General features: G+C 46.5%; 16 protein-coding genes and 11 tRNA genes. 17 read left to right on the top strand and 10 right to left on the bottom strand.

Annotated features, from left to right (window positions below):
* Window positions 1-47 precede the first annotated feature (47 nt).
* The 5 genes from VEJY3_RS14675 to VEJY3_RS14655 all read right to left on the bottom strand — a co-directional run bounded on the left by VEJY3_RS14675 (window position 48) and on the right by VEJY3_RS14655 (window position 4,479).
* On the bottom strand, window positions 48-1,196 hold the full coding sequence (locus VEJY3_RS14675; protein ID WP_041170278.1) for a murein hydrolase activator EnvC: 1,149 nt from the start codon (window positions 1,194-1,196) through the stop codon (window positions 48-50).
* A 29-nt stretch (window positions 1,197-1,225) separates the two neighbouring features.
* Window positions 1,226-2,047: a serine O-acetyltransferase gene (gene cysE, locus VEJY3_RS14670; protein ID WP_014233221.1), complete on the bottom strand. Its 822-nt coding sequence runs from the start codon at window positions 2,045-2,047 to the stop codon at window positions 1,226-1,228.
* Window positions 2,048-2,119: 72 nt separating this feature from the next.
* Window positions 2,120-3,157 carry an NAD(P)H-dependent glycerol-3-phosphate dehydrogenase gene (gene gpsA, locus VEJY3_RS14665; RefSeq protein ID WP_014233220.1) on the bottom strand — a complete coding sequence of 346 codons (1,038 nt, stop codon included), beginning with the start codon at window positions 3,155-3,157 and terminating at the stop codon, window positions 2,120-2,122.
* Window positions 3,158-3,367: 210 nt separating this feature from the next.
* Window positions 3,368-3,838, bottom strand: coding sequence for a protein-export chaperone SecB (secB, locus tag VEJY3_RS14660; RefSeq protein WP_014233219.1), 471 nt, complete (start codon window positions 3,836-3,838; stop codon window positions 3,368-3,370).
* Between the two features lie 206 nt (window positions 3,839-4,044).
* Window positions 4,045-4,479 carry a rhodanese-like domain-containing protein gene (locus VEJY3_RS14655; RefSeq protein WP_014233218.1) on the bottom strand — a complete coding sequence of 145 codons (435 nt, stop codon included), beginning with the start codon at window positions 4,477-4,479 and terminating at the stop codon, window positions 4,045-4,047.
* Window positions 4,480-5,031: 552 nt separating this feature from the next.
* Here VEJY3_RS14655 and gpmM point away from each other — a divergent pair.
* Window positions 5,032-6,564 carry a 2,3-bisphosphoglycerate-independent phosphoglycerate mutase gene (gene gpmM, locus VEJY3_RS14650; protein ID WP_014233217.1) on the top strand — a complete coding sequence of 511 codons (1,533 nt, stop codon included), beginning with the start codon at window positions 5,032-5,034 and terminating at the stop codon, window positions 6,562-6,564.
* Window positions 6,565-6,635: 71 nt separating this feature from the next.
* Here the strand turns inward: gpmM and VEJY3_RS14645 are convergent, their stop codons facing one another.
* From VEJY3_RS14645 to rsgA, 4 genes are all read right to left on the bottom strand, one after another.
* Window positions 6,636-7,523 (bottom strand): DMT family transporter, encoded by an 888-nt coding sequence (locus tag VEJY3_RS14645; protein WP_014233216.1) that lies wholly within the window; start codon window positions 7,521-7,523, stop codon window positions 6,636-6,638.
* Between the two features lie 164 nt (window positions 7,524-7,687).
* Complete coding sequence (locus tag VEJY3_RS14640) at window positions 7,688-9,103, bottom strand: DASS family sodium-coupled anion symporter (protein WP_014233215.1); 1,416 nt, start codon at window positions 9,101-9,103, stop codon at window positions 7,688-7,690.
* Between the two features lie 178 nt (window positions 9,104-9,281).
* Window positions 9,282-10,139: an archaetidylserine decarboxylase gene (gene asd, locus VEJY3_RS14635; RefSeq protein ID WP_014233214.1), complete on the bottom strand. Its 858-nt coding sequence runs from the start codon at window positions 10,137-10,139 to the stop codon at window positions 9,282-9,284.
* Between the two features lie 116 nt (window positions 10,140-10,255).
* On the bottom strand, window positions 10,256-11,320 hold the full coding sequence (gene rsgA / locus VEJY3_RS14630; RefSeq protein WP_014233213.1) for a small ribosomal subunit biogenesis GTPase RsgA: 1,065 nt from the start codon (window positions 11,318-11,320) through the stop codon (window positions 10,256-10,258).
* Between the two features lie 129 nt (window positions 11,321-11,449).
* On the opposite strand from rsgA, the gene orn reads away from it, so the two are divergent.
* The 12 genes from orn to VEJY3_RS14570 all read left to right on the top strand — a co-directional run bounded on the left by orn (window position 11,450) and on the right by VEJY3_RS14570 (window position 13,326).
* Window positions 11,450-11,995, top strand: coding sequence for an oligoribonuclease (orn, locus tag VEJY3_RS14625; RefSeq protein WP_014233212.1), 546 nt, complete (start codon window positions 11,450-11,452; stop codon window positions 11,993-11,995).
* Window positions 11,996-12,151: 156 nt separating this feature from the next.
* Window positions 12,152-12,227: transfer RNA gene (locus tag VEJY3_RS14620), tRNA-Gly, on the top strand.
* Between the two features lie 41 nt (window positions 12,228-12,268).
* Window positions 12,269-12,345, top strand: a tRNA-Met gene (locus tag VEJY3_RS14615).
* A gap of 18 nt (window positions 12,346-12,363) precedes the next feature.
* Window positions 12,364-12,439 (top strand) — tRNA-Gly (locus VEJY3_RS14610).
* 39 nt (window positions 12,440-12,478) lie between these two features.
* Window positions 12,479-12,555, top strand: a tRNA-Met gene (locus tag VEJY3_RS14605).
* 18 nt (window positions 12,556-12,573) lie between these two features.
* Window positions 12,574-12,649 (top strand) — tRNA-Gly (locus VEJY3_RS14600).
* A 39-nt stretch (window positions 12,650-12,688) separates the two neighbouring features.
* Window positions 12,689-12,765 (top strand) — tRNA-Met (locus VEJY3_RS14595).
* A 32-nt stretch (window positions 12,766-12,797) separates the two neighbouring features.
* A tRNA-Gly gene (locus tag VEJY3_RS14590) sits at window positions 12,798-12,873 on the top strand.
* 37 nt (window positions 12,874-12,910) lie between these two features.
* A tRNA-Gly gene (locus VEJY3_RS14585) sits at window positions 12,911-12,986 on the top strand.
* Window positions 12,987-13,025: 39 nt separating this feature from the next.
* Window positions 13,026-13,102: transfer RNA gene (locus VEJY3_RS14580), tRNA-Met, on the top strand.
* A 32-nt stretch (window positions 13,103-13,134) separates the two neighbouring features.
* Window positions 13,135-13,210: transfer RNA gene (locus tag VEJY3_RS14575), tRNA-Gly, on the top strand.
* A gap of 39 nt (window positions 13,211-13,249) precedes the next feature.
* A tRNA-Met gene (locus VEJY3_RS14570) sits at window positions 13,250-13,326 on the top strand.
* A 613-nt stretch (window positions 13,327-13,939) separates the two neighbouring features.
* Here the strand turns inward: VEJY3_RS14570 and queG are convergent.
* On the bottom strand, window positions 13,940-15,067 hold the full coding sequence (queG, locus tag VEJY3_RS14565; protein WP_014233211.1) for a tRNA epoxyqueuosine(34) reductase QueG: 1,128 nt from the start codon (window positions 15,065-15,067) through the stop codon (window positions 13,940-13,942).
* A 313-nt stretch (window positions 15,068-15,380) separates the two neighbouring features.
* On the opposite strand from queG, the gene tsaE reads away from it, so the two are divergent.
* The 4 genes from tsaE to miaA are packed head-to-tail and all read left to right on the top strand — an operon-like array spanning window position 15,381 to window position 20,531.
* Complete coding sequence (tsaE, locus tag VEJY3_RS14560; RefSeq protein ID WP_014233210.1) at window positions 15,381-15,845, top strand: tRNA (adenosine(37)-N6)-threonylcarbamoyltransferase complex ATPase subunit type 1 TsaE; 465 nt, start codon at window positions 15,381-15,383, stop codon at window positions 15,843-15,845.
* Window positions 15,839-17,554, top strand: coding sequence for an N-acetylmuramoyl-L-alanine amidase (locus VEJY3_RS14555; RefSeq protein WP_014233209.1), 1,716 nt, complete (start codon window positions 15,839-15,841; stop codon window positions 17,552-17,554). Before tsaE ends, VEJY3_RS14555 begins: the two co-directional genes overlap by 7 nt.
* 17 nt (window positions 17,555-17,571) lie before the next feature.
* Entirely contained in the window at window positions 17,572-19,602 is a 2,031-nt protein-coding gene (mutL, locus tag VEJY3_RS14550; RefSeq protein ID WP_014233208.1) for a DNA mismatch repair endonuclease MutL, read from the top strand.
* On the top strand, window positions 19,599-20,531 hold the full coding sequence (miaA, locus tag VEJY3_RS14545; protein WP_014233207.1) for a tRNA (adenosine(37)-N6)-dimethylallyltransferase MiaA: 933 nt from the start codon (window positions 19,599-19,601) through the stop codon (window positions 20,529-20,531). Before mutL ends, miaA begins: the two co-directional genes overlap by 4 nt.
* Window positions 20,532-20,648: the final 117 nt, after the last annotated feature.

The following is a 20,648-nucleotide window of genomic DNA, read 5'->3' as shown; positions in this document are numbered from 1 at the left end:
TGCAAAAAGGAGCCATCGGCTCCTTTTTCTTTTTAGGCTATTTTTACTTACAGGCGCTTTAACCAGGATTTCGGGTTTTGTGCTTCGCTGTTGCGACGAATCTCAAAGTAAAGGGATGCTCTGTCTTGGCCTCCGGTATCACCAGCAAGAGCAATAACCTCACCAGCCGTCACTCTATCGCCTTCTTTCTTCGTTAGTGCCTGATTGTATCCGTAAAGGGTCATGTCTCCTTTACCGTGGTCGAGGAGTACCACTAATCCATAACCACGTAAGTACTCAGCGAATACGACAGTGCCGGGATAAACCGCTTTGACTTGCTGGCCATAGTTGGCGGATAGCACCATGCCTTTCCAGTTAACCTGGCCAGTCTGACGAGTACCGAAGTTATGCAGAACACTACCTGTTATTGGCCAAGGCAGTTTACCGCGCTGCTTACCTAAACCATCCATTGGTACCGCATTGCGTTTAGCGGCTTTAGCGATTTCGGCTTTAAGGCGAGTCTCATTACGCTGCAACTCTGCCAGATAGCGTTTGTCGTTGGTAATGCTGCCCTGAATTTTGCTCAGCGTTTGCTTACGCTTCGACTGCGTACTTGCCAGCGCAGTACGCTTTTCGGATTGCTGTTTTAGCAGGGTTTCAATTTGCTCTTTTTCCAGCTCAAGTTGGTTCTTATTGTGTTCCAGCTTCTGAGTGGTTTGGGTAATGGCATCAATGATTTCGGAGCGCGCTTTTGCCAAGTGTTGAAAGTACTGGCTGATACGATCTTCTTCGACGCCCTGATTGAGCAAGTGTCCATTGGCTTTAGCTCGCTCAGTCACGTAATAGGTTTGCAGAAGCTGTTTCAGCTCTTCTTCCTGCGCCTGACGCTGACCCTCTTGTAAGGCGATCTTTTCTTCTAAGTTATTGATGTTTTTATCGGCTTGAGTGAGCTCTGCTTTGGTCTGTTTGATCTCTCTTTCTAGAGCTGAGATCCCCAGCTCTTGGTCTTTAAGAGATTTTTGCAGTTCATTCAGTTGCTTTTCTTGAGAGGTGAGGGCTTTCTTCTGGCGATTGATTTCGCTGGAGACCCCTTTCAACTCTTGCTGACTCACAGCGGAAGAGGTGATAGGGAACGTGGCAGATAAAGCACAAGTTAATAAAATAGCCGAGCGGAGCACAGGATGATTTTGTTTTCGCACTTGAGAGTTACCTACCACATTGTTGTTATATAAAAATTAGAGAGCGATTAAATACCATCTCCATGGATAAAGCTTTGAGATTTGCCATTGAAGCCCTGGTCCATATCGAGTGATGGCTTATCTGTTTTTGGTCGGCCCACGATTTTTGCTGGTACCCCTGCCACGGTCGTGTGAGGGGGAACCGGTTGTAGAACCACGGAGCAAGAGCCAATTTTTGCACCTTCACCTACTTCGATGTTACCGAGAATTTTTGCACCGGCACCGATCATCACGCCTTCACGGATTTTCGGGTGACGATCGCCGCACTCTTTACCCGTACCACCTAAGGTCACGTCCTGCAGGATAGATACATCATCTTCCACAACGGCGGTTTCACCAATCACGATGCCAGTCGCGTGGTCGAGCATGATCCCACAACCAATTCGCGCCGCAGGGTGAATATCCACCTGACACGCAACCGAAATTTGGTTTTGCAGATAGGTCGCTAATGCATGACGACCTTGTGACCACAACCAGTTTGCGACACGATATCCTTGCAGCGCGTGGTAGCCTTTTAAATACAGCAGGGGCATTGAGTACATAGAAACCGCAGGGTCACGATTCACTGTGGCACAAATGTCGCAGGCCGCACAGTCGGTAATGTTTGGATCGGCGATAAACGCCTCTTCAATTACCTCCCTCACTGCCATAGCAGGCATCGAGGCTGTGTCTAATTTGTTGGCCAAAATGTAACTCAGGGCAGCGCCGAGACTTTCATGCTTGATGATCGTCGCGTGGTAAAAGCTGGCCAGCATTGGCTCCTGCTCTGACATTTCGCGGGCTTCTGCAACAATTTTGTTCCAGACTTTTTGTTTTTCGCAGTGTTTCATTCTCAATATCCTGAGTAGTTCTTCTTCCGTGACCCGACAACTTATATTCTTCTCAGATGAGGCGTTAGGGTGCTATTTACCTTCAGACTTTTTGTCACGAGCAAGTAAATCTTGTGCTGCCAGGCGCGCGTCTTTTCCTTGATACAATACTTGATAAATTTGGTCAACAATTGGCATTTCAACACCCATACGTTGGGAGAGCATCCATACCTCTTTGGTGTTGCGGTAACCTTCCACAACCTGACCAATTTCTTCCTGCGCGGTATCGACGTCTTTACCTTGACCTAATGCCAAACCAAAACGACGGTTACGGGATTGGTTATCAGTACAGGTGAGAACAAGATCACCCAACCCAGCCATACCCATAAAGGTTTCTGGTTTCGCACCCAGAGCAGCACCTAAACGGCTCATTTCGGCCAAGCCTCGGGTGATCAGTGCAGTTCGTGCGTTAGCACCAAATCCGATACCATCTGACATACCAGCGCCGATCGCAATGACATTTTTCACGGCGCCACCAAGCTGCATGCCAATAAAGTCACTGTTGGCGTACACGCGGAATGTTTTGCTGCAGTGGATCTTTTCTTGCAGATCAGCAACAAATTCAGCATCTGGTGAGGCAACGGAAATTGCCGTTGGCAGCCCCATGGCCAGTTCTTTGGCGAAAGTTGGGCCAGACAATACCGCCAGCGAGTAGTTTTCCCCGATGATATCAAAGGCGACATCTTTTAAAAGACGACCGGTTTCTGGCTCTAGGCCTTTGGTTGCCCAGCAGATGCGCGTATCTTCACGTAGGAAAGGCTTACAGCTTTTCAGAACGATACCAAATACATGGCTCGGAACGACAACCAACAAGTCACGACTTGCTTGCACCGCTTTTTCCAGATCTGATTCGATAATCAGGCTTTCTGGAAAATCGATACCAGGTAAGAATTCGTGGTTAGCACGATCTGCTTCAAGGCGAGCCATGTGCTCTGGGTCATGACCCCAAAGGATCACGTTTGCACCGTTACGGGCAAGAGAAATAGCCAGTGAGGTGCCATACGAGCCTGCGCCAATCACAGTCATTGCGATGTCTTTACCGTAAGCATTGTTGGTATTTGCTTGTGTCATGCTACCGCCTAATCGTTGTTCTACTAGTAGAATCTAGTTCATTATTGCCAGATTTTACGCTGTCTAGGGGCTAGGAACTAGGGTTTGTCTTGCAACTTATTCAGAAATAAAAAATGCACATCGCATCGCTCGGTGGACGCTTTGTGCATTTTCTTAGGTATGTGACACTTTCGGCTGTCTTCAAACCGACGTGTCACTTACAAATGTGAATTACGCTTCAGCTTCGCCTTCACTTTGTTGAGCTTGCTGTTGTAGGTAGTTCATGAACAGAGCGTCAAAGTTTACTGGTGCTAGGTTCAGTTGAGGGAACGTACCTTTAACCACTAGGCTTGAGATAGTTTCGCGAGCGTATGGGAATAGGATGTTAGGGCAGAATGCACCTAGGCAATGCGCTAGTTGGCCAGCTTCCATTTTTTCAGCTGTGAAGATACCACCTTGTTGAACTTCACATAGGAACGCTGTTTCTTCTTCGTTCTTAACAGTAACTGTCAGACGTAGAACGACTTCGTAAACGCCTTCACCAAGCTCACGGCTTTGAGTGTCTAGGTCTAGTTTAACGTCTGGGTTCCACTCTTTTTGAAAGACTACTGGAGAGTTAGGCGCTTCGAAAGAAACGTCTTTTAGGAAGATGCGTTGAATTGCGAAGTTTTGTTGTGCGTCTTGTGGTGTAGCTTCTGCCATTTTTAAATCCTTAATAAACATTTGTTGGGTTTAGAACGCCTAAACCCAGAAATCTGGTTTGTCCTGAGACTAACTGAGCAAGTTTACCGTGACTAGATGAAGCGTGTATTACGTGCAAAGCGTCACAACTTAGGGCTTCAACTGCTTTTTATTTGCTCAGTTTGTTATCCACTAGGCTCTCAATCGCGATGAATGCGACCTTTGTACTACTTTTTACCGCGTACTAAAGGAAGGTTCGCTTCGTTCCATGCGATCAAACCATTCTTAAGTAGACTTACGTTTGTAAAGCCTGCTTTTGCTAGTAGGTTTGCGCTCTCCTGAGCGGTTTGGCCCGTCTTGCATACTAGGATGATTGGGTCGGATTTATGGTTTTCAAGGCTACCAAAGCTACCTGATTTGATATCAGACGGTAAAATGTGAAGTGAGTCAGTGATATGGCCTTTTTTGTATTCATCTTGTGTACGAATATCCACCACAACACCGTTTTCACGGTTAATAAGGTGAGTCAGTTGGTTTACGTTGATTTCTTTGTATGCCGCTGTTGCTGACTTAACGATATTCAGGATAAATGCGATAAGAAGACCTACCCAAACCAAAGATAGAATCATGTTTTGTTGGAAAAATTCAATGTACTCTTGCATGTCTTGAGCTCTTGCACTGTTGGCGGAAAATTAAAGCAGGAGTATAGCGAGGTTAGGCCTCTTAGGCGAGAGGGTTAAAATTTTCTAACGAATAATTGAGATCTCTACAAATTCATCACGCCAGAATTACCCTGCCACTGGCCGCGGCTTTATTCATCAAGATTTCCTATTGTAGCTATTGGTCTAAGTGACTTCTGTTTTTCAGGAAAAGGAGAACAATAAGCGATAGGTTTTGTCTTTCAAGCAACAACACAGGTCTAAAACGCGACTTGCTTAGAAAGATCTACCGCCAAAATCGGACGTAAAAATCGAATATAGACCGGGTGTACAAAGCTTGTGGGGAGTGACTATGCTTGTTGGACAGGTTTGCTGACAGAGACTCGTTGTTTCCTAAACTTGTAAGATAGCAACGATAAATCGCAAACAATATTTGATCTTACCCTACAGTTTTGGTTAAAAAGTGTAGTAAAATTACGCTAGTTTTGTTTCAGGGTTAGATGGGGCAGAGAAGCCCTACGCCAAAAAGTTACTAAATTTGATGAGGTCATCACTATGTCAGCTAAGAAGCCATTGGCTCTAGTTATCCTTGACGGTTACGGTTACCGTGAAGACACAGCAAGTAACGCAATTGCGAATGCGAAAACGCCAGTAATGGATGCACTGATTGCGAACAACCCAAATACTCTAATCTCTGCTTCAGGTATGGATGTTGGCCTTCCTGATGGTCAAATGGGTAACTCAGAAGTTGGTCACACTAACATTGGCGCAGGTCGCGTTGTATACCAAGACCTAACTCGTATTACTAAATCTATCGCAGACGGCGAATTCGCTGAAACACCAGCGTTGGTTGAAGCTATCGATGCAGCTGTAAAAGCTGAGAAAGCAGTACACATCATGGGTCTGATGTCTCCAGGTGGCGTACACTCTCACGAAGATCACATCTACGCAGCGGTTGAAATGGCTGCAGCTCGTGGCGCAGAAAAAATCTACCTACACTGCTTCCTGGACGGCCGTGATACGCCACCTCGCAGTGCAGAAAACTCGCTACAACGTTTCCAAGATCTATTCGCGAAACTAGGCAAAGGCCGCGTTGCTTCTCTAGTGGGCCGTTACTACGCAATGGACCGTGATAACAACTGGGAACGTGTTCAGGTAGCTTACGATCTTCTAACTCAAGCGAAAGCAGAATTCACAGCTGAAACTGCAGTAGCTGGCTTGGAAGCGGCTTACGCTCGTGAAGAAAACGATGAGTTCGTGAAAGCGACAGCAATCAAAGCGGAAGGCGAAGAAGATGCAATCATGCAAGATGGCGATGCGGTTATCTTCATGAACTACCGCGCAGACCGCGCACGTCAAATCACACGTGCATTCGTACCTGAATTTGATGGTTTTGAGCGCGAAGCATTCCCATCACTTCACTTCGTGATGCTGACTCAATACGCAGCGGATATCCCACTAGCAATCGCATTCCCACCTGCGTCTCTAGAGAACACGTACGGTGAGTGGTTGTCTAAGCAAGGTCAAACTCAGCTACGTATCTCTGAAACAGAGAAATACGCGCACGTGACTTTCTTCTTCAACGGCGGTGTTGAAAGCGAATTTGATGGTGAAGAGCGTCAACTTGTTGCTTCTCCAAAAGTTGCAACTTACGACCTTCAACCAGAAATGAGCTCTCCAGAGCTAACTGAGAAGCTGGTAGCGGCTATTAAATCTGGTAAGTACGACACTATCATCTGTAACTACCCGAACGCAGACATGGTTGGTCACACTGGTGTTTACGAAGCGGCTGAAAAAGCGATCGAAGCGCTAGACGAAAGCGTGGGCAAAGTGGTTGAAGCTATCAAAGAAGCGGGCGGCCAGCTACTTATCACTGCTGACCACGGTAACGCAGAAATGATGGTTGACCCAGAAACTGGCGGTACTCACACTGCACACACAAACCTACCAGTACCTCTAATCTACGTAGGTGACAAAGCGGTTGAGTTTAAAGAAGGCGGTAAACTGTCTGATCTAGCGCCAACCATGCTTTCTCTGGCTGGTCTGGAAATCCCTGCAGAAATGTCTGGTGATATTCTGGTTAAGTAATTAACCGAAATGCAGAATGATAAAAGCCCGAGTTGATCTCGGGCTTTTTTGTTTCTGATGTTCTATGGACTCTAGTGGACCAAAATCCCTGCTCCAATCACTGCGAGAGCGGCGCCCAGCCAGGCAAATCTGTTTGGTCTGCGCTTGGTATAAATCCAGAGCAGTGGTAGCAGCATGATTGGTGTGGTGGAAGACAGTAGAGCGACCATGCCTACATTCCCCTCACGAAGTGCGTAAAGAATCAGTGTCATACCAACCGCCATGGCGAGAAAACCGTTCAGTGCAGTAATACCAAAAACACGCCACGTAATATGTTGTGTTGGTCTGGCGACTTTTACTCCGATGACCAGTAACAAGCAGTGAGCAATAAAAGCGCTGATCATACGAATCGCCGATGCTGCGACGGGGTCAACGCTCGTTTGCATCACTGGCTTGGCTATGATGCCACCAAGCGCCTGACACATTGCTGCAGTGAGCCCTAATCCTATCCCTAGCCAGATATTGCCTTTGACCTCTTCTAAAACGTTATTCGTTTGCCCGCGTCGGCCAAAGAAAATGGCCATGACGACGCCACTAAATACCAGCGCTGAGCCGAGCAATTCCGTATTGGTCATGCTTTCACTAAACAGGAAATAGCCAAGGATGGTTGAGAATACGGCGTGACAGGAGAACAGCAAACCCGCTTGCCTTGGCCCCATACGGTTCATACAGGCAAACAGGGCGGTATCACCAATGAAAATACCAATTAAGCCAGATGCCATCATTGGTGTGACGTGTTCCATCGACACACTTAACCAGCCACCCGTCACCCAGGCCATGGTTGTAAGGATGACTGCCGTGCATCCCATACGCCAACGGCTATAAGCGAAAGCGCCCAAATGCTGCGCCGGAATGACGGAAATTAAGCTAGAGATCGCCCACAAAAAAGCAGCACAAAGTGCCAGCCATTCATAACCCATGATTGAGTAAAGTCCTGTTGGTTCGGGAGGGAGCATTAATATGCATTAAATTGTATCGATGTAAAAGAACAAGTTAGCGGCAAAGAAAAAGCAGCGTGATAAGCTGCTTTTTCTCCAAAACCAAGATTGGCTTTCCGATTGTATCTGATGGTCAGGTTTGAGAGCTAAAAGAGAATAAGCACGGCGCCATAAACGATAAACAAGCCGACCAGTCCAAGGATAAGACCGACTTTCGCCATGTCTTTACTTGCTATCAAGCCTGTCGAGTAAGCCAGAGAGTTTGGCGGTGTCGAGACAGGTAAAATCATACCGAGTGATGCGGAGAAGGCGACCACGACCAACAGCCCCTGAAGCCCACCGATAGAAGCCAGACTTGGCATGGACGCACCAATAGCGGCAGCAATTGGCATCAATAAGTTCGCTGTTGCGGTGTTTGACATAAAGTTTGCCATTAGCCAGCAGACAATCGAGAGAGCGATTACAACCGCAAACGGAGAGAGTGACTCGTAGTCTATTGCGTGGGCTAAGGCTTCTGCTAAGCCCGTTTTATCCAGTGCAATGCCAATCGCAATACCACCGGCTACCAGCCACAGTACGTCCCAGTTGATCAGTTTCAACTCTTCCTTACCCATGATGCCTGTTAAGGTGAAAATGGCCAGCGGGATAATAGCCACGACATAGGTATTCATACCGTGCGCCGTGGTCGTCATCCACAGTAGAATCGTCATCGCGAACGTTACGTAGACCACATACGCGCGCCAACTCCTTTTAAATGTCCCATCCAGTTTGAGTTTCATCTCCGCCTCGCTGGAAGGAAAGAGCTTCTGCAGTAAGAACCAGGCGATCGTCAGTTGTATTAATACAAACGGCAGACCCATCATCATCCAGCTCAGAAAGTCTATCGTGTTTTCACCGGTTAGATACTGCAGAGCAATCGCATTGGGAGGCGTACCAATCGGTGTTGCGATACCACCTGTGTTTGCCGCGATAGGGATACATAACACCAGTGCTTTAATGCCTAGATCGCCCTTAGGGGCAGAAGCCACAATTGGGCCTAATAGAGCCAGCATCATCACCGTTGTCGCGGTATTGGACATAAACATCGAGAATACGGCGGTGATTAGCATCAGGCCAAGCATGATGAATTTAGGCTGTGTACCAAATGGTTTAAGCAGAACACGTGCAAGGTTGTTGTCGAGATCGTATTTTGAGGCAGCAATTGCAAGGGCAAAACCACCCATGAAGAGAATGATGATCGGCGATGAGAATGCAGAAAAAATATCGGTGTAGGCGATCAGGTCACCGAGATCGTGCCCAGCTGGTGGAGCACGAAAGAGATGCAATCCTTTATCCGAGATCATGATCAGCTCAAGAGCGATGATCAGAATTGAGGTAGCGAAAACCGGAACGGGTTCTAGTACCCAAAGTAAGGCGGCAAGAAGAAAAATAGCCAGTAGACGATGTTGAATTAAAGTCAGGTCATCAATAGGAATAGCATCGATCGGCATCATTAGGACGCCAAGCGGAATCAAAAAACACACCAGCAATTTGACCAGCGTACTCGCACTCATCTTTGGCATTGGTAGCCCCTTTAAATAGTCACTCCATTGCACAGAATAATTGATTGCGCTTTTAAGTACTTAGAGGCAGGTATGAGTTTGAAAATATTAGGCTAAATTTCGAACAGAGTTTTGTTTTTTATCAATAAAAAAGCCTCCGCATTTGGAGGCTTTGAAATCAGCTTTTTTACAGGAAAACTTACTGCTTATGAGCGTAAGGCGTACCCATTACCGTTGTCTTACCATTTTCCATGCTTTCATCGAATGTGATGGCATCTTTTGCGAACAGGTTGATAACGGTTGAACCTAGCTTAAAGCGACCCATCTCTTCACCTTTTTTCAGGATAACTGCTTTGTTACCTTCTGCTGGGTAGTCCCATTTGTAAACGGTATTACCGCGAGGAGGCGTAATCGTACCAGCCCAAACTTGTTCGATGCTGCCTACGATGGTTGCGCCAACCAGAACCTGAGCCATTGGGCCAAACTCGGTATCAAAAATACAAACGACGCGCTCATTACGCGCAAATAGGTTTGGCACATTTTCCGCAGTCAGTGGGTTTACTGAGAACAGATCGCCCGGTACGTAAATCATTTGACGCAGCGTTCCGTCGCACGGCATGTGCACACGGTGGTAGTCACGAGGTGACAGGTATAGCGTTGCAAATGAGCCGTCTTGGAACTCTTCTGCCAGCTTTGCATCACCGCCAAGCAGTTCTTGTGCCGAGAAGTTGTGGCCTTTTGCCTGAATCAATTGACCGTCTTCGATCGGGCCAAATTGACTGACACAAGCGTCTGCAGGGTGAGTGATCACTGCTTCGCCTTCAGCAATCGGACGTGCGCCTTCTTTAAGTTCACGAACAAAAAACTCGTTGAACGTTTTAAAGTGCTTAGGGTCAGAGTGCTTCGCCTCGTCCATGTTCACATTGTACTGTTTGACAAACCAGCGAATAACTGCTGTGGTCAGACTGCCAGCTTTTGATGAAGCTAGTTTACCCATCAGGCGAGTTAAGCCATGTTGTGGGATCCAGTACTGCAGTCCAACTTTAATCTTGTCCATCTTTAATTCCGATACTTCTGTTAGATACGCACGTTAGGGCGCGTGATGTTACTGAAATTTAATTGGCTTGTCAGTATTCGGTGAAGAATTATTACACAGTTGCGGCGACAATTCGGTTACAGATCCGCTTTCTTACTGCGAGAATATTGACGGTTTGCCTTATTCTCGCCCATGCTTTCGAGAATACGGTGGTAGTTCTCAAATCGAACTTCACTGACTTCACCTTTCTCCACGGCTTCACGCAGAATACAACCAGGATCATCATTGTGTTTACAGTCTCGGAATTTGCAGCCACCAAGATAAGGACGGAACTCGACGAACGCTTTCGTGACTTCTTCTGCTTCTAAGTGCCACAGACCAAACTCACGAACCCCTGGGGAGTCAATCAAATCGCCACCTGTTGGGATGTGGTAAAGACGTGCGGCCGTTGTCGTATGTTGACCTAATCCTGAGTTTTCAGAAATTTCGCCTTCTTCCACTTCTTGCTCGAGTTCTGGCATCAGTGCGTTTACCAGGCTGGATTTGCCCACACCCGATTGACCGACGAAGATGTTAATACGATCGCGTAACTGAGCTTCCAGTTCCTTAATGCCTTCACCAGATTTCTTACTGACAAACAGTACTTTATAGCCAATGCGCTCATATTCTTTTAGCCATTCTTCATACGTCGCACGATCGTCATCTTCAAGCAGATCGACTTTGTTCAGAACGAGTAAAGGCGCAATGCAGAGTGTCTCTGCAGCAACTAAGTAACGGTCGATGATATTGAGCGAAAGCTCTGGCAAAACAGAAGAGACAATCACCATTTGGTTGATGTTCGCCGCGACGGGTTTGAGGCCATCGTAGTAGTCCGGTCGAGTCAGCATTGAAGTACGAGGTTCAACCGCTTCCACCACACCAGATATTCCAGCCATCGACTCGAGACCTTCGCGCCACAGTACTCGGTCTCCAGAAACCAGAGATTCAACACCGCGACGAAGGTTACAGCGTTGGACCTGACCCGTTTCTAAATCTTCAATATCGGCATGTTGGCCAAAACGGGTGATCACTAAGCCCTGTTTACTCGCGCCTAGCATGTTCTCATCCCATTGGATGGACTCTTCTTGTTTCTTCAAACGTTTCTGTTGGTTGTTACGAACGCGTCGTACCTGACCTTTGGTTAACTTTTTCTTTTTAGCCACAATTTTGTACTTAATATGAGTTAACTCAAGCTATTGAGCTCGCTCTCGGCTCAAGTTAGTGAGTATCGTGTTTCAAGTATTTTGAGGTATAGTACCTTTTTTATCGATAAACAAATAGGCGGCGTAACCATGTCCTTTAGCGATCAAAACCTGATATGGGTTGATTTAGAGATGACGGGGCTCGATCCTGAAACGCACAAAATCATAGAAATTGCTTCTATTGTCACCGATAGCGAATTAAATATTCTGGCAGAAGGGCCGGTACTTGCAGTTCATCAGCCGGAAGAAGAATTGGCTAAGATGGATGACTGGTGTACTAATACCCATACCGCAAGTGGCTTGGTTGAGCGTGTTCGCAACAGCAAAGTGACTGAACAAGATGCGGTTGCTCAAACTATTGCTTTCCTAGAGCCGTGGGTGCCTAAAGGCGCTTCTCCAATTTGCGGTAACAGCATTGGTCAGGATCGTCGCTTCTTGTACAAGCACATGCCAGAACTGGAAGAATACTTTCACTACCGTTATTTGGATGTCAGCACGCTGAAAGAGCTTACTCGTCGATGGAAACCAGAAGTGCTGGATGGTTTTTCTAAACAAGGTACACATTTGGCTTTAGATGACATTCGTGAGTCTATTGCTGAACTGAAGTACTATCGCGAGACAATCTTTAAGATTTAATTGTTAAGGCTGCGATCTAAATAGTTGTCATTCATGGTTGTTTTGCTTGCTTTTTCATCATTCAGTAAAAATTTAAAGTTTTTTTGAAGGAAGGACTTGCATCACAAAAAAATGCTCTTATAATTCGCAGCCCTGAACAACGGAAACGTTGTGAATGCGACACTAGCTCAGTTGGTAGAGCGCAACCTTGCCAAGGTTGAGGTCACGAGTTCGAACCTCGTGTGTCGCTCCAGTTTGATAAGCGCTCATCATGCTTTGAATGATGATTACGGACGCGGGGTGGAGCAGCTTGGTAGCTCGTCGGGCTCATAACCCGAAGGTCGTCGGTTCAAATCCGGCCCCCGCAACCAATTCTCTTATGAGAATATGCGACACTAGCTCAGTTGGTAGAGCGCAACCTTGCCAAGGTTGAGGTCACGAGTTCGAACCTCGTGTGTCGCTCCAATTTGATAGCTCTCATTGTGCTTAACAATGAAATACGGACGCGGGATGGAGCAGCCTGGTAGCTCGTCGGGCTCATAACCCGAAGGTCGTCGGTTCAAATCCGGCTCCCGCAACCAATTCTCTTCTGAGAATATGCGACACTAGCTCAGTTGGTAGAGCGCAACCTTGCCAAGGTTGAGGTCACGAGTTCGAACCTCGTGTGTCGCTCCAATTTGATAGCTCTCATTGTGCTTAACAGTGAAATACGGACGCGGGGTGGAGCAGCTTGGTAGCTCGTCGGGCTCATAACCCGAAGGTCGTCGGTTCAAATCCGGCCCCCGCAACCAAATTAAGATTAAACGCACTAGCGGTTAATCATGCGACACTAGCTCAGTTGGTAGAGCGCAACCTTGCCAAGGTTGAGGTCACGAGTTCGAACCTCGTGTGTCGCTCCAATTTGATAGCCCTCATTGTGCTTAACAGTGACAAAATGCGACACTAGCTCAGTTGGTAGAGCGCAACCTTGCCAAGGTTGAGGTCACGAGTTCGAACCTCGTGTGTCGCTCCAGTTTGATAGCTCTCATTGTGCTTAACAATGAAATACGGACGCGGGGTGGAGCAGCTTGGTAGCTCGTCGGGCTCATAACCCGAAGGTCGTCGGTTCAAATCCGGCCCCCGCAACCAAATTAAGATTAAGCGCACTAGCGGTTAATCATGCGACACTAGCTCAGTTGGTAGAGCGCAACCTTGCCAAGGTTGAGGTCACGAGTTCGAACCTCGTGTGTCGCTCCAAACATATAGCTCTCATTGTGCTTAACAGTGAAATACGGACGCGGGGTGGAGCAGCTTGGTAGCTCGTCGGGCTCATAACCCGAAGGTCGTCGGTTCAAATCCGGCCCCCGCAACCAAATTCAAGATAGTTTGATTGTTATTTTTCATAACCCTCAGGCCGTCGACGGATGCGCCGCTCGGATCAAATCCAGCCTCCGCAACCAATCCACATCGCTCTTTTCATCATGCTGTGAAGCATAACTCCCCTAAAATAAATTTTAATCCGCATTGTATGATGTCGGGTGTTTTCGTTTGTGTTGAAAACATTATATGAATCGGCAGACACAATAGTGCTCTGGTATGCGAGTGTTTTTGCTATCTTTCATTAACAGACTTATCCACATACAGCGTTCTGTGGATAACTTGGTTGATAAAGTGTTTTTAGCTTGACATTATTTGTTAGTAAACGAAGATCTTTTATTTTTTAAGTGTTTGAATTGTGATTGGATTTTGTTTTAACTGGCTGTTAAATAAAGAAAAAAAGCACAACTACATAGATCTTGGTTGTTAAAATACGATCATTACATTGTATTTTTTTGATCCTAGTCATTTACTGGGATTGTGTTTAACTTTTTTTTCCTACCTCTTTTTTATCTAATCTCAAATTTTTTTCCACATTACAAAATTGAGAACGAGGTCATGAATTGCGCATGAAAAAAGCATTTCAATCTTTTGCATATAGACTACGCCTTATGCATCTCTCGGTAAGCCTTTCTCTACAATCCTGATTAAACGGTTTTTCTTCGTTTCAACTGACTCAGTCTCATTGACCGGAGTTTGGTTCAGCTGCTGATTCAATGCCCAGATAATATGTTCATCGAGTAAGTCACTTTCTCCCTGACGAGAGACAAGTGCATCAATGACACGTTGACTGTATTCTGCGTTGCCAAGTGCGACAGCAATATTACGCAGCCATTGTAAGTGACCAATTCGGCGAATCGCGGAGCCTTCCATGTTCTTTAAGAAAGCGGCTTCATCCCAACCAAACATATCGACTAAATCCGGGTGTTGAAAACTATCACGGCGATGAAAGTCTTCTTGTTCGGTGATATCGGCATATCGGTTCCATGGACACACCAGTTGGCAATCATCACAGCCGTAAATTCGGTTCCCCATTGGTTTTCGAAATTCTTCTGGAATGATGCCATCGAACTCGATGGTCAAGTAGGAGATACAACGTCGTGCATCCACCACTTTGTCGTCTACAATCGCTTGCGTCGGACATGAAGTGATACACGCTTTGCATTTTCCACACTGATCGACACTTGGTTTATCAACCGGTAATGGCAAATCAATCAGTAACTCGCCCAGAAAGAACCAAGAACCACAGTCTTTATCCAAGATCAGAGAATGTTTCCCGGTCCAACCTAGCCCAGCTTTTTGAGCCAGTGGTCGCTCTAATATCGGTGCGGAATCAACAAAAGGGCGGTAGCCAAACTTACCGACTTCTTCTTCAATTAATTTACCGAGCTTATTGAGCTGCTTTCTTACGAGTTTGTGATAGTCGCGTCCTAGGGCATAACGACTGATGTAGGCGTGGTTTTTATTGGCAAGGTTTGAAGCGAATTGCGCTTCTGGCGGTAGGTAATCCATACGCGCACTGATAACACGTATGGTTCCCGGCAGTAATTCATGTGGTCGCGCGCGCATCATGCCGTGTCGAGCCATCCAGTCCATAGAACCGTGATACCCGGCATCCAGCCACTGTTGCAGTGCGGCCTCATGCTTACTTAGGTCAACGTCGCAGATCCCCACTTTTTGAAAGCCGAGTTCTTTTCCCCAAATTTTGATTTGCTGTGCGAGTTGTTCGTAGTTCATGGTTACCACCGAGATAAATGGGGGGCGGATCTTAACGGATCTCTTGTATTGGTTCTAGCGTAAAGTCGCACTTATAAAAGTATGCTATTTAATGATATTTATAATGGAACCTTTTGCGATCTCCTGCATTCTTATATTGGAGAGCTAAACTCATATGGCTTGAAGTAGAGAGCTGACAAATAAGATACCGTTTTGTGGCTACTTTTTTCGCATATATGACATTTGAAAGCTTGTCTCTCAAAACCAACACGGTTTACTATTCCTGTTCTTTTGATTTTTATATAGTCAACGATCATTAGTTAGAGAAGCATCAATGAGCACGAAACAATTTAATTTAAAAGATGAGCATGAAACGGTAGCACTGGGCACCGCTCTGGCTCAGCTTTGTTCTCAACAAACGACAATTTATCTGCATGGTGATTTGGGCGCAGGTAAAACAACCTTCAGTCGTGGGTTTGTCCGTGCTCTTGGGCATCAAGGAAATGTAAAAAGTCCAACTTATACCTTGGTTGAACCATACCAATTGGATAAGTGGCAAGTTTACCATTTTGACCTATATCGTCTTGCGGATCCTGAAGAGTTAGAATTCATGGGGATTCGAGATTATTTCACTGATGATGCGATTTGTTTGGTTGAGTGGCCAGAAAAAGGGCAAGGCTTACTGCCTGAGCCAGATCTTGATGTGAACATCCGTTATCAAGGTGAAGGCCGTATCGCCGAACTCATCGCGAATAATGATTATGGTGTGCAGTTACTCAGTCGATTGGAGCTATGTTGAGTTTTTCAAATTTTAGAGTAGTGGCGACGTTTGTCGCCACTTTTCTCCTTATCATCCCCAGTTTAGCATTTGCTAACGTCGTTAAAAGCTTTCGAGTTTGGCCTTCTCCAGATGAGACTCGCGTTGTCATCGATTTAGGCTCGGAAGCGGACTACTCCTATTTCTCATTATCCGAACCGGATAGACTGGTTGTGGATTTGAAAGACGCCACCATGCAAGCCAAATTGCCGGTGACTGTCTCTGATAGCCCTGTTTTAACGCGAGTGCGAAAAAGCTCACCTCCGGAAACGGGCACTTATCGTCTCGTTTTTGAGCTGAAAAAAAGCGTTCAAGCTGAGCTATTCAAACTGAGCCCGACACCAGGTGGGCAATATGGTCACCGTTTGGTCATTGATCTTCCGCATGGTACAAAAACGGCAACAACCGCAACGAAGTCAGAAGAAAAAACCACAACCAGCAAAGACATGAGCTCAGTTCAGCGTGCTCAGGAAGTGTTGATTGTTATCGACCCTGGTCATGGTGGTGAAGATCCGGGATCAATTGGACCTTCTCGTCGTAAGTATGAAAAAGACGCGGTATTGAGTATTTCTCGTAAGATTGCTGCTCAGTTGAATGCGACACCGGGCATCAAAACTCGACTGACCCGCAGTGGGGACTATTTTGTTAACCTGAATCGACGTGTCGCGATTGCTCGCGAGAATGATGCTCATCTGCTGATATCAATTCACGCGGATGCGTTTACCTCTCCACGACCTCGTGGTGGTTCGGTATTCGTACTGAACACGCGTCGTGCGAATACGGAAATTTCCCGTTGGGTAGAAAATCATGAGAGGCAGTCTGAGCTTTTAGGTGGCTCGGGTAACGCATTTGTCAGCAATACCAAAGATCGTAACGTCAACCAAACGTTGCTGGATCTGCAGTTCAGTCATTCGCAGAAGGAAGGCTATAAGCTAGCGACCGAAATCCTTGGTGAAATGGGACGTGTTGCTCACTTGCACAACACGAAACCTATCAACACTAGCTTGGCGGTATTACGCTCTCCGCAGATCCCATCGGTATTGGTCGAAACGGGCTTTATCTCAAACCCGACCGAAGAGAAATTATTGTTCCAGCGTGCACACCAAGACAAACTGGCACAGTCGATATCGAAGGCGGTAGTCAAGTATCTAAAGGATAACCCGCCAGAAGGCACCGTATTCTCACCTTCATCGAAACAGATGGTGCATATTGTGAAGCGCGGCGAATCTTTATCGGTGATTGCGAATAAATACGGGACAAGCTCGAAAGCGATAATGGCTGAAAATAACTTGAAATCGAGCGGGTTAGGAATTGGCCAGAAACTGAGAATTCCGTCGGCTGGTAACATCAACGTGCCAAGCAAGCCGATCACGGTGGAGACAGAAACCATCACTCACACCGTTAAGTCTGGTGAATTTTTAGGTAAGATTGCCAGCCATTACAAAGTGAAGGTTTCTGATATTCGCCGCGAAAACAATCTCAAATCAGATACGCTGTGGGTAGGTCAGAAACTGAAGGTGACGGTTGCGGTGAAGGACAAGCCGATCCGTAAACATAAAGTCTCACGAGGTGAGTACCTTGGTAAGATCGCATCGAAGTACGACGTGAGCGTGCAAAGTATTCGTGAAGCGAATAACTTACGTTCAGATGAACTTGCGGTAGGACAAGTGCTGATCATCCCAAATAAATAAGTGATCTTTAACGCGTTATGACGATTAAAATACTGCCAGCCAGGCTCGCCAACCAGATAGCAGCAGGGGAGGTGGTCGAAAGACCTGCCTCTGTCATCAAAGAGTTGGTTGAGAACAGCCTCGACTCCGGCGCTACCCGCATCGATATCGATATCGAGAAAGGGGGAGCTAAGCTCATCCGTGTTCGTGATAACGGTAAAGGGATTGCGAAAGATGAGTTAGGCTTGGCATTAAGTCGTCATGCCACATCCAAAATTCATAGTTTGGATGACTTAGAAGCGATCATGAGTTTGGGCTTTCGTGGTGAGGCCCTCGCGAGTATCAGTTCAGTCTCACGCTTGACCTTAACCTCGCGTCCCGCAGCGCAAGAAGAGGCGTGGAGTGCGTATTCCGAAGGGCGCGAAATGCAGGTCAAACTGCAACCTGCCGCACACCCTATTGGTACTACGGTAGAAGTGTTGGACCTTTTCTTCAATACCCCTGCACGTCGTAAATTTCTTCGTACCGAGAAAACGGAATTTTCCCATATTGATGAGCTGCTAAAGCGTATCGCACTGAGCCGATTTGACGTGTCGATTACTGTGCGCCATAACGGAAAAATCATCCGCCAATATCGCGCGGCAAAAAATCAGCTGCAAACGGAAAAGCGCATTGCAGCCGTATGTGGTAATGCTTTTGTCCGTAACATGCTCCGTATTGAATTAGAGCATCAGGGTCTAAAGCTGCATGGTTGGATCACAACGCCAGATGGTGCTCGGCAGCAAAGTGATTTGCAGTATTGCTATGTGAATGGCCGCATGATGCGTGACAAGCTGATTAATCATGCAATCCGCCAGAGCTACGAAATGAGCTTAAAGCCGGATCAGTTTGCGGCATACGTGCTGTTCATTGAACTCGATCCGCATCAGGTGGATGTGAATGTCCACCCAGCCAAACATGAAGTGCGTTTCCATCAGGCTCGACTGGTGCATGATTTTATCTATCAGGCATTAACCGATGCACTGGTACAAAGTGCGGTCATTGAACAGCCACATGTCAATGAATCTGCCTTTCATCACGCTGAGCCGTCTCACCCGATTCAGGAAAGTGATGTTGACTCAGAACCCTCGATTTCAGAAGCCTCGATTAAAGAAGACAAGGTCTCTTCTCCTGTTCCCGAACGAGTTTATCAGGCGATAGACAAAACACCGGCTTATCCTGGACGAAGTGACTATGAGGCAAAACCACGAGATCGTTCTTCTTCAGAGTCGTCTGTGCGAGAGGCTCGTCAGTCAGATTCTTATCATCGTTCGGACTGGATTGAATCTAAGCCCGCTCCAAAGCCGACTCAGAGCAAAGAGCGTCATGCGGAACCCGCTCCGAGTAAACAAGAAGTTCGTGCTTATCATGAGCTTTTGAAAACGCCAGACTTCGAACCTAAGCCGATCGAAAATGCGGTTGTCGCTACATCGAGAGAGCAAGCACCTTTGCCTCAAGTGACGGCATTAGGTAAAGCACTCGCTGTGGTGGATGAGCAGTTTGTCCTGATGAGCAGTGACAGTGGCGTGGCCTTGGTTTCATTACCACGCGCGGAATTTTATCGAGTCAAAGGGCAGCTAACGCCAAGTGAAGGCGCATTAAAAGCACAACCTTTACTGGTACCTTTGTCGCTAAAGTTGGACGCAGAGTTAGTCAGGTTAGCAGAGGATTACCAACAAGATTTCGCCCAGCTCGGTATACAGCTTAAAGCCAGAAATGACAAAGCATTGATGGTCATGAGCGTACCAGCACCATTGCGTCAACAAAACTTACAAAATTTGGTACCAGATCTGTTATCTTACGCGCAAACGTGGGTGAAGGGTGAGAAGACTGCCACTCAAATGCTTTCTGCACTGATCGATTGGCTTGCTTTGCGAGTAACGACAGTAAAAAGCAATTATACTCTCTCCGAAGCCATTCAAATTATTGCGGAACTTGAACAGCTAAGACATGGTCAATTGCCATTAGAAGATACTCAGTTTGTATCTGCTGTTGATTTCTCTGCCACGATAGCCAAATTAACACCATGACAGAAAAACTACCGTTGGCTCTATTTTTAATGGGACCAACTGCATCAGGTAAAACAGAACTCGCGATTAGACTTCGTCAGAAGTTTCCGGTTGAGATCATCAGCGTCGATTCGGCTTTGATCTACAAAGGAATGGATGTCGGGACTGCCAAGCCTGATGAACGTGAGCTTAGCTTAGCGCCTCACCGACTGATTGATATTTTGGATCCTAGCGAGTCATACTCCGCAGCGGATTTCCGTCGCGATGCGTTACAGGCTATGGATGATATTGTTGCAGAAGGAAAAATTCCGTTACTTGTTGGCGGTACAATGCTCTATTACAAAGCATTACTTGAAGGCTTATCACCTCTTCCTGCTGCAAATCCTGAAATTCGTCAGCAAATTGAACAAGAAGCATTGACTAAAGGTTGGTCGGTGTTGCACGATGAACTGAAAGAGATTGATCCTGTCTCTGCGGAGCGAATTCATCCTAATGATCCCCAGCGTTTATCTAGGGCATTGGAAGTTTTTCGAATTTCAGGTAAAACTCTAACTGAGTTGACTCAAACGAAAGGTGAACGCCTTCCGTACCGGGTCAAGCAGTTTGCAATAGCTCCCAAGGATAGGGCAGAACTTCACCGTCGCATTGAACTGCGCTTCGAAAAAATGATGGAAGCGGGCTTCGAAGATGAAATGAAAGCATTATATGCTCGCAAAGATCTTCACCCGGATCTTCCGTCTATCCGTTGCGTCGGTTATAGACAGATGTGGGAGTATTTAGATGGGGAGTGCACTCGCGAAGAAGCCATTTTTCGCGGAGTATGTGCGACTCGTCAATTGGCCAAGCGTCAAATCACCTGGTTACGCAGCTGGGATGACTTAACTTGGTTGGATAGTGATAACATTGAACAGTCTCTCGAAACCATTTCGGAAGCAATAGCATCTGATTGAGATAGCTGTGTATAATGTGATCGTTTTTGCGTGAACGCGCTCTGAAAGGAACAGTGGTTGGCGGTTTTTAGACTATGCTGCTAATTACTTAGAGTGCATTTTGATTCGTTTAGCTCA

The organism is Vibrio sp. EJY3, from assembly GCF_000241385.1.
Lineage (GTDB): Bacteria > Pseudomonadota > Gammaproteobacteria > Enterobacterales > Vibrionaceae > Vibrio > Vibrio natriegens.
Note: the sequence above shows the minus strand (reverse complement) of the source record. Positions and strands in the feature narration are given on the sequence as shown.

Coding starts and splice junctions, on each gene's coding strand:
- VEJY3_RS14655 (WP_014233218.1), bottom strand. CDS start 4,479: ATGCAAGAGTACATTGAATTTTTCCAACAAAACATGATTCTATCTTTG.
- cysE (WP_014233221.1), bottom strand. CDS start 2,047: ATGAAACACTGCGAAAAACAAAAAGTCTGGAACAAAATTGTTGCAGAA.
- mutL (WP_014233208.1), top strand. CDS start 17,572: ATGACGATTAAAATACTGCCAGCCAGGCTCGCCAACCAGATAGCAGCA.
- miaA (WP_014233207.1), top strand. CDS start 19,599: ATGACAGAAAAACTACCGTTGGCTCTATTTTTAATGGGACCAACTGCA.
- queG (WP_014233211.1), bottom strand. CDS start 15,067: ATGAACTACGAACAACTCGCACAGCAAATCAAAATTTGGGGAAAAGAA.
- VEJY3_RS14645 (WP_014233216.1), bottom strand. CDS start 7,523: ATGGGTTATGAATGGCTGGCACTTTGTGCTGCTTTTTTGTGGGCGATC.
- orn (WP_014233212.1), top strand. CDS start 11,450: ATGTCCTTTAGCGATCAAAACCTGATATGGGTTGATTTAGAGATGACG.
- VEJY3_RS14640 (WP_014233215.1), bottom strand. CDS start 9,103: ATGCCAAAGATGAGTGCGAGTACGCTGGTCAAATTGCTGGTGTGTTTT.
- asd (WP_014233214.1), bottom strand. CDS start 10,139: ATGGACAAGATTAAAGTTGGACTGCAGTACTGGATCCCACAACATGGC.
- secB (WP_014233219.1), bottom strand. CDS start 3,838: ATGGCAGAAGCTACACCACAAGACGCACAACAAAACTTCGCAATTCAA.
- VEJY3_RS14555 (WP_014233209.1), top strand. CDS start 15,839: ATGTTGAGTTTTTCAAATTTTAGAGTAGTGGCGACGTTTGTCGCCACT.
- gpsA (WP_014233220.1), bottom strand. CDS start 3,157: ATGACACAAGCAAATACCAACAATGCTTACGGTAAAGACATCGCAATG.
- tsaE (WP_014233210.1), top strand. CDS start 15,381: ATGAGCACGAAACAATTTAATTTAAAAGATGAGCATGAAACGGTAGCA.
- gpmM (WP_014233217.1), top strand. CDS start 5,032: ATGTCAGCTAAGAAGCCATTGGCTCTAGTTATCCTTGACGGTTACGGT.